Here is a 7,391-nt window from a genome sequence, read left to right as displayed (position 1 = left end):
AGGGGCGCGGGGAACTGCGCGACAAGCCACGACGGCGCAGCACACACCCACGATCGATCACCCCAAAAACGACCCCGGTTCACCAAAAGTTGCCGCACACGTGACCCCCCGCCCGGCGAAGCCAACTGGCAGCGCCCGACCCCCCGAACTAGCGTGGCCGCATGATCGAGCTAGAGGGGCTGACCAAGCGGTACGGCGACAAAGTCGCGGTCAACCATCTGACGTTCACCGTCAGACCCGGCATCGTCACCGGTTTCCTCGGCCCCAACGGCGCCGGCAAGTCCACCACCATGCGGATGATGCTCGGCCTCGACCGCCCCACCGCCGGTGACGTCCGGATCGACGGTCAGCACTACGACCGGCTCAAGGACCCCCTCACCTACATCGGCGCCCTGCTCGACGCCAAGGCCATGCACGGCGGGCGCAGCGCCTTCAACCACCTCCTCTGTCTCGCGCAGAGCAACGGCATCCCCCGCACGCGCGTGGACGAGGTGCTCGACACCGTCGGTCTCACGTCGGTCGCCCGGAAGAAGGCGAAGGGGTTCTCCCTCGGCATGGGGCAGCGGCTCGGTATCGCGGGCGCGCTCCTGGGTGACCCGCGGATCCTGATGTTCGACGAGCCGGTCAACGGCCTCGACCCCGAGGGCATCCACTGGATCCGCAACCTGATGAAATCCCTGGCCGGTCAGGGCCGGACCGTGTTCGTCTCCTCGCACCTCATGAGCGAGATGGCGCTGACCGCCGATCACCTGGTCGTCATCGGGCAGGGGCGGCTGCTCGCCGACACCTCCATGGCGGACTTCATCGAGCAGAACTCGCGTTCGTACGTCCGTATCCGCTCCCCTCAGCGCGAACGGCTGCTCGACGTCCTGTACGCCGCCGGGATCACCGCGGTACAGGCCGGCGGCGAGACGCTCGAAGTGGACGGCGGCAAGGCCGAGCAGATCGGTGAGCTGGCCGCACAGCACCACCTCGTACTGCACGAGCTGAGCCCCCAGCAGGCCTCCCTGGAGGAGGCGTTCATGCAGCTGACCGCCGAGACGGTCGAGTACCACGCGCACTCCGACACGCCCATCCCGTCCGGCCTCCAGGACGGCCCCCCGCCCGCTTCGTCGGCCGGGGTGTGGGGCGACAGCTGGCAGGAAGGACGGTCATGACGGCCGCTCAGGTCATCCGGTCCGAGTGGACCAAGATCCGGTCGGTGGCGTCCACGGTGTGGACGCTCGGTCTGGCGGCCGTGGTGACGATCGCGCTCGGCGCGCTGATCTCCCTGCTGTTCAAGAACCAGTGGAGCGACCTCAGCGAGAAGGACCGGCTCTCCTTCGATCCGACGTACACGAGTTTCGCGGGGATGAGTCTGGGACAGCTCGCGATGATCGTGTTCGGGGTGCTCGTCGTGTCGAACGAGTACAGCACCGGCATGATCCGCACCTCGCTGGCCGCCGTACCGCAGCGCGGCACGTTCCTCGCCGCCAAGCTCACGGTGGCGGCCGGGCTCGCCTTCGCGGTCGGCGTCGTCACCAGCTTCGCCGCGTTCTTCCTCGGCCAGGCGATGCTGGGCGACCGTTCGACGTCCATCAGCGATCCGGGCGTGCTGCGCGCGGTCATCGGCGGGGCGCTCTACATGACGCTCATCGCCCTGTTCTCCATGGGTGTGGCCGCGATGCTGCGCAGCCCGATGCTGTCGCTCGGTGTCCTGATGCCGTTCTTCTTCCTGATCTCCAACATCCTGGGCGCCGTCTCGGCGACGAAGAAGGTCGCCCGCTATCTGCCCGACCAGGCCGGCAGCAAGATCATGCAGGTGGTCACCCCGATCGACAACGACACTCCGTACGGTCCCTGGGGCGGGCTCGCGATCATGGTGGGGTGGGTCGCGGTGGCCCTGCTGGGCGGCTATGTTCTGCTGAAGGAGCGGGACGCCTGAACCGCGCGTCCCCCGCACCCGGCCGTCGATCATCCCGGTCATGGACCCGACATTTTTACTGCGTTTTGAAGGGAACCGTCAGCGCCCGGATAAGCTCCTAACCCTTACGGGGGCTTGTGCCCCGCTGTCCTGAATTTTTCGATGGGTGCGGAGCATGATCGAGGCAGTCGGCCTGACGAAGCGCTACGGCGACAAGACGGCCGTGTACAACCTTTCCTTCCAGGTGCGGCCGGGGTCCGTCACCGGCTTCCTCGGCCCCAACGGGTCGGGCAAGTCGACGACGATGAGGATGATCCTCGGCCTGGACCAGCCCACTTCGGGCCAGGTGACGATCGGCGGCTTCCCGTACCGCAAGCTGCCCAACGCGCCCCGGCAAGTCGGCGCGCTGCTCGACGCCAAGGCGGTGCACGGCGGCCGGTCCGCCCGTAGCCACCTGCTCTGCCTGGCCCAGCTGTCGGGCATCCCGGCGCGGCGTGTGGACGAGGTGCTGGGCGTCGTCGGACTGCAGGACGTGGCCCGTAAGCGCTCCAAGGGATTCTCGCTCGGTATGGGACAGCGGCTCGGTATCGCCGCCGCACTGCTCGGCGACCCCCAGGTGCTGCTCTTCGACGAGCCGGTCAACGGCCTCGACCCCGAGGGCATCCTCTGGGTGCGCAACCTGATGAAGGCCCTCGCGGCGGAGGGGCGGACCGTGTTCGTCTCCTCCCACCTGATGAGCGAGATGGCGCTGACCGCCGACCACCTCATCGTGATCGGGCGCGGACAGCTGCTGTCCGACATGAGCACCAGGGACTTCATCTCCACCAACTCGGCGGACTTCGCGCGCGTGCGCACCCCCGACACCGAGCCGCAGCAGCGCGAGAAGCTGACGGCCGCGCTGACCGAGGCGGGCGGCCAGGTGCTGCCCGAGCCGGACGGCGGGCTGCGTGTGACCGGGCTGCCGCTGCCCCGCATCAGCGACCTCGCGCACAGCGCCGACGTACGCCTGTGGGAGCTGTCGCCGCACCAGGCGTCGCTGGAGGAGGCGTACATGCGTATGACGCAGGGCGCCGTCGACTACCGCTCGACCGTCGACCAGAAGGCCGGTCTCCATCAGCTGCCACCGCCGGGCGCGCAGCCGCCGGTGCAGATGCCGGTCCCGGGGCAGGGCCAGCCGGGCTGGTACGCCCCGCCGCCGCCCCAGCTGGGCGGTCAGCCGCCGTTCGGGGACACCGGTCAGCCCAGCGGTCCCGGGCAGCCCGCAGGGCCGTACGGCGCGACTGGCGGCCCCGGTGCTCCCGCCGGCGGCCACGTGAACCCGTACGCGCAGCCCGCCACCGCCCCTCAGCAGGCGCCCGCCGCTGCCGCCGCCCCCGCCCTGACCAAGCCCGAGGACGCCCGATGAGCACGCCCCAGCAGCCCCCGACGCAAGCGCTGCAGCCGCAGTCCGCGCCCAACTGGCAGGCGGCGCCCGGCACTTCGTACGCCCCCTACACCTCGCCGATCCCGGTCACGCGCACGCACCTCGGTCACGCCCTCGCCTCCGAGTGGACGAAGATCAAGTCGGTGCGCTCGACGATCTGGACGCTCGGGGTCTTCCTGCTCCTCGTCGTCGGCATCGGCCTGCTGGTCGCCGCGCAGACGACCGACGAGGACTTCGGGAAGGTGCCCTACACCATCCCCGCGTTCTTCGGGCTGATCCTCGGGCAGATCTGCCTGATCACGCTGGGCGTGCTGGTCGTCTCGTCGGAGTACGGCACCGGCATGATCCGTACGACGTTCACCGCCTCGCCGCAGCGCCACCGGGTGCTCGCCGCCAAGCTGATCATCTTCTTCACTGTCGCGTTCGTGGTGTCCGCGTTCGCGATCGGTTTCATCGGGCTGGTGACCGAGTCGATGCACAGCGACGGCGAGGGCGCGGCGTGGGGCGGCACGGTCGTCAAGGGCGCGCTGTACGTCTCGCTGCTCGGGGTGCTCGCCCTCGCGGTCGGCTCGATGCTGCGTCACTCGGCGGGCGCGATCACCGCGATGCTGGGCCTCGTCCTCGTACCGGCGATCCTGCCCGCGTTCCTGATGCTGTCCGAGAGCATGCGGACGATCGGCGAGAAGATGGTGGACTACAACGCCCCCAACGCCCTCGCCAAGATCTTCGGGATCGGCGAGGGGGACGGCGGCACCGGCGGCGGCGCACAGCTCGGTCTGCTCGCCGGGGTGACCGCCGCGGCGATCGTCGGCGCCTTCGTACTGCTCGACCGCCGGGACGTGTGATTCACCCGGACGCGTGAACTGCCCTGCCTGCTGGGCCAGTTCGGGAACCCGGTCGGAACCTCGTTCAGAACCTCGGTGAGTTACGGGACCGCTGCACCCGCGTGGTGCGGCGGTCCTTCGCGTTCCAGCACGCCTTGTGCCAGTGCCGGCGGTCGTCCACGCCCGCGTGCTCGGCCCACGCGACGACATGCGGGACGCCGGACGGGATCAGCTGGTCGCAGCCGGGACAGCGGTACGTCTTGCCCTGGGCGCTGGCTCCCGCCACGTGCCGGACGTTCCAGTTCTCGCCCTGCCAGCTCTCCGAGGACTGGAAGCCGCCGTAGCGGCCGGAGTCGTCCCCGTCGGCACTATGGCCGGACGAGCCGCCGGGGCCTTGGGGGCGGTTGCGACGCGGGGACACAGGACACCTCACGGAGCGGGTCGGGGAGCACGGATGCTCTCCAGCCTACGCGGCGCGATCCTGGGTAGATGTAAGTAACCACCTCCGCACCACTCCTCTCGAACACTCTCGAACTCCCGCCCGAATCATGTCGTCGACTCTCGGGCCGCTTCGAGGCAGACCCCCGCCGGACCGCAGGAAGCTCCCCGCCCGGCCGCCCGATTCTGCAGACAATCCGCCAATCTCTCCGCCAAGCCGTGACTTCGGCACGTGTCGCGCGGTTATGCCGTGCGGGGGAGCTCCGTGTCGGGGCCTAGGAAGCAGGAAAGAGCAATGCGCGTAGGAAGTTTTGTGCTGGCGGCCCAGTTCCCGGGCCAGGGCCAGGGGGAGGCGCTGCACCGAGCGGTCCGGTCCGCCGAGGTCGCCGAGGAGGCGGGTCTCGACACGGTCTGGCTGGCGGAGCACCACTTCGTCCCGTACGGCACCTGCCCGTCCGCGACGACCCTGGCCGCCCTGCTGCTGGGCCGCACCCGGCGCATCCGGGTCGGTACGGCGGTGAGCGTCCTGCCCACCACCCACCCCGTGGCGCTCGGCGAACAGGCGGCTCTGCTGCATCTGACGTCCGGCGGGCGGTTCACGCTGGGCGTGGGGCGCGGCGGGCCGTGGGTCGACCTGGAGGTGTTCGGGACGGGCCTTGAGGCGTACGAGAAGGCGTTCCCGGAATCACTCGATCTGCTGGTCCGCTGGCTGCGTGAACCGTCCGTGTCGGCGGACGGCGACCGGTTCAGGTTCCGTGAGGTGCCCGTCGTACCCGCCCCGTCGGAGTCGCTGACGGAGACGGCGGGACCGGAGGTCGTCGTCGCCTGCACCTCGCCGTCGAGCGTGCGGCTGGCCGCCGAGCGCGGACTGCCGATGCTCCTCGGGATGCATGTCGGGGACGAGGAGAAGGCCGAGATGGTCGCCCTGTGGCGGCAGTACGCCCGTGCGGCGGGGCGGCCGGTGGACGAGATCCGGGGCGCCGCCCATGTGTCGGCCGGCATCTGCCAGATCGCGGACCGGCGTACGGACGCCGTCGAGACACTGATGAAGGCGATGCCGGGCTGGCTGCGACTAGGGCTGGAAGCACATGTCACGGTGGATGGACGGGCGCGTTCGATGCGGGACCCGGTGGCGTACACCGAACTCCTCTGCGGACTGCACCCGGTGGGCACGGCCAGGCTGTGCGCCGACCGGCTCGCGGCGACCTCCGAACGGACGGGCATCTCGCGCTTCGCCCTCCTCGTCGAGGGGTCCGGCGACCTGGCGGCCACGGAGGAGAACGTACGACGGCTGGGCACCGACGTCCTCACCCAGCTGCGCTGACGCGCCCGACCGCACCGCCCCAGGGAGCTTGCCGCCCCGTACAGAAACACCTCCCGCGCACGGGAGCGGCAAGCCGTTGCCCCAAATCGCGTCAGCAGTCCCGGAATTCCGGTGACTGGTTCAGCAACTGACTGCGTACCGAGGTGAAGCGGGCCAGCTTGACGTCCACCGAGGAGTCCAGCGGGAACACCGCCACCCGGTGGCAGTTCTGGAAGGCCAGCCGCACACCGAAGTGCCGCTGCAGCGCGCCGCGTATCGCGTCACTCGCCAGCGCACGCAGCAGCTGGCCACGTGCCTGCTCGTCCGGCGGCGGCGTCTGGTTGTCGGCGAAGTCTCCGCCGTCCACCTTCAGCTGGGCCACCAGGGAGCTGATCATCTCCCATGCGTAGGGCAGGGAGGTCCGGACGCAGTCGACGAATTCCGCTTCATCGACCTCGCCTCGCTCGGCCTGTTCGAGTAGGGCCGGTGAGACGTCGAGCGACATGAGTTCTCCTCTCGCACCCCCGGGTCACGGGGGTTGCCTGACAGGGAAAGAGAGCCCGCGACACCGAGCACGCTCCGTACATGCATCGCGACCTCCCGTTTACTACGGTAGGCAACGGACCGTGACCGCACCAGGAAAACGCGGATACAGGACCGGTCAGAACCGTCCTCGTAGGCACACAATCAGCCAACAACGAACAGTTGCCTCTGGCATGTTCCGTCGGCCCACCGATCGCACGTCAGCACTGTGAGGTGGGCGAATCGCGTGGACCACCGCCCGTCGAGTAGCGTTGCCGACCATGCGTCTCGTCATTGCGCGCTGTTCCGTGGACTACGCGGGCCGGCTCACCGCTCATCTCCCGTCGGCCCCCCGTCTCATCCTCATCAAGGCTGACGGCAGCGTCTCGATCCACGCGGACGACCGCGCCTACAAGCCTCTCAACTGGATGTCTCCGCCCTGCACGTTGAAGGAGGGGACCGGAGAAGAGGAAGGGATCTGGACCGTCACCAACAAGGCGGGCGAGAAGCTCATCATCACGATGGAGGAGATTCTCCACGACTCCTCGCACGAACTGGGCGTGGATCCCGGCCTGATCAAGGACGGCGTGGAAGCGCACCTCCAGGAACTCCTCGCCGACCGCATCGACACCCTCGGCGCCGGCTACACCCTCATCCGCCGCGAGTACATGACGGCCATCGGCCCGGTCGACATCCTGTGCCGGGACGGCGAGGGCGCGACGGTCGCCGTCGAGATCAAGCGGCGCGGCGAGATCGACGGTGTTGAGCAACTCACGCGCTATCTGGAGCTGTTGAACCGCGACCCGCACCTCGCTCCGGTGCGCGGCATCTTCGCCGCCCAGGAGATCAAGCCCCAGGCCCGCGTCCTCGCCACGGACCGGGGCATCGGCTGCGCGGTCCTCGACTACAACGCCCTGCGCGGCATCGAGGACGACAAACTCCGGCTGTTCTGACGCGGGTTCACGGCTGTGAGGCTTG

At 69.3% G+C, this 7,391-nt stretch carries 8 protein-coding genes; 6 read left to right on the top strand and 2 right to left on the bottom strand.

The genetic code is table 11. The features are described from left to right. Positions 1-161 precede the first annotated feature (161 nt). The 4 genes from STRTUCAR8_RS38170 (at position 162) to STRTUCAR8_RS38155 (ending at position 4,171) form a co-directional block, all read left to right on the top strand. Complete coding sequence (locus tag STRTUCAR8_RS38170) at positions 162-1,157, top strand: ABC transporter ATP-binding protein (protein ID WP_006381685.1); 996 nt, start codon at positions 162-164, stop codon at positions 1,155-1,157. Beyond that, a complete protein-coding gene (locus STRTUCAR8_RS38165) occupies positions 1,154-1,924 on the top strand; it encodes an ABC transporter permease (protein ID WP_006381680.1) in 771 nt (256 codons plus the stop codon). Before STRTUCAR8_RS38170 ends, STRTUCAR8_RS38165 begins: the two co-directional genes overlap by 4 nt. A 154-nt stretch (positions 1,925-2,078) precedes the next feature. Beyond that, positions 2,079-3,308: an ABC transporter ATP-binding protein gene (locus STRTUCAR8_RS38160; protein ID WP_044473587.1), complete on the top strand. Its 1,230-nt coding sequence runs from the start codon at positions 2,079-2,081 to the stop codon at positions 3,306-3,308. Next, entirely contained in the window at positions 3,305-4,171 is an 867-nt protein-coding gene (locus tag STRTUCAR8_RS38155; protein ID WP_006381678.1) for an ABC transporter permease subunit, read from the top strand. The genes STRTUCAR8_RS38160 and STRTUCAR8_RS38155 overlap by 4 nt, the downstream gene beginning before the upstream one ends. A 64-nt stretch (positions 4,172-4,235) precedes the next feature. On the opposite strand, the gene STRTUCAR8_RS38150 is transcribed toward STRTUCAR8_RS38155, so the two are convergent. Further along, positions 4,236-4,571 (bottom strand): hypothetical protein, encoded by a 336-nt coding sequence (locus STRTUCAR8_RS38150; RefSeq protein WP_006381682.1) that lies wholly within the window; start codon positions 4,569-4,571, stop codon positions 4,236-4,238. Between the two features lie 312 nt (positions 4,572-4,883). Between STRTUCAR8_RS38150 and STRTUCAR8_RS38145 the strand changes: the two genes are divergently transcribed. Continuing rightward, positions 4,884-5,912 carry an LLM class flavin-dependent oxidoreductase gene (locus STRTUCAR8_RS38145; RefSeq protein ID WP_044473586.1) on the top strand — a complete coding sequence of 343 codons (1,029 nt, stop codon included), beginning with the start codon at positions 4,884-4,886 and terminating at the stop codon, positions 5,910-5,912. Between the two features lie 91 nt (positions 5,913-6,003). Here the strand turns inward: STRTUCAR8_RS38145 and STRTUCAR8_RS38140 are convergent, their stop codons facing one another. Then, positions 6,004-6,396: an SCO5389 family protein gene (locus STRTUCAR8_RS38140; protein WP_006381684.1), complete on the bottom strand. Its 393-nt coding sequence runs from the start codon at positions 6,394-6,396 to the stop codon at positions 6,004-6,006. Positions 6,397-6,694: 298 nt separating this feature from the next. On the opposite strand from STRTUCAR8_RS38140, the gene nucS reads away from it, so the two are divergent. Next, positions 6,695-7,366 carry an endonuclease NucS gene (gene nucS, locus STRTUCAR8_RS38135; RefSeq protein WP_006381683.1) on the top strand — a complete coding sequence of 224 codons (672 nt, stop codon included), beginning with the start codon at positions 6,695-6,697 and terminating at the stop codon, positions 7,364-7,366. The last annotated feature ends 25 nt before the right edge of the window (positions 7,367-7,391 follow it).

It is taken from the genome of Streptomyces turgidiscabies Car8 (assembly GCF_000331005.1).
GTDB lineage: Bacteria > Actinomycetota > Actinomycetes > Streptomycetales > Streptomycetaceae > Streptomyces > Streptomyces turgidiscabies.
This window is presented reverse-complemented; position numbering and strand designations above follow the sequence as displayed.

Excerpts from the sequence above, each read along its gene's own strand:
- STRTUCAR8_RS38170 (WP_006381685.1), top strand. The coding sequence starts at position 162 with ATGATCGAGCTAGAGGGGCTGACCAAGCGGTACGGCGACAAAGTCGCG.
- STRTUCAR8_RS38165 (WP_006381680.1), top strand. The coding sequence starts at position 1,154 with ATGACGGCCGCTCAGGTCATCCGGTCCGAGTGGACCAAGATCCGGTCG.
- STRTUCAR8_RS38160 (WP_044473587.1), top strand. The coding sequence starts at position 2,079 with ATGATCGAGGCAGTCGGCCTGACGAAGCGCTACGGCGACAAGACGGCC.
- STRTUCAR8_RS38155 (WP_006381678.1), top strand. The coding sequence starts at position 3,305 with ATGAGCACGCCCCAGCAGCCCCCGACGCAAGCGCTGCAGCCGCAGTCC.
- STRTUCAR8_RS38145 (WP_044473586.1), top strand. The coding sequence starts at position 4,884 with ATGCGCGTAGGAAGTTTTGTGCTGGCGGCCCAGTTCCCGGGCCAGGGC.
- STRTUCAR8_RS38140 (WP_006381684.1), bottom strand. The coding sequence starts at position 6,396 with ATGTCGCTCGACGTCTCACCGGCCCTACTCGAACAGGCCGAGCGAGGC.
- nucS (WP_006381683.1), top strand. The coding sequence starts at position 6,695 with ATGCGTCTCGTCATTGCGCGCTGTTCCGTGGACTACGCGGGCCGGCTC.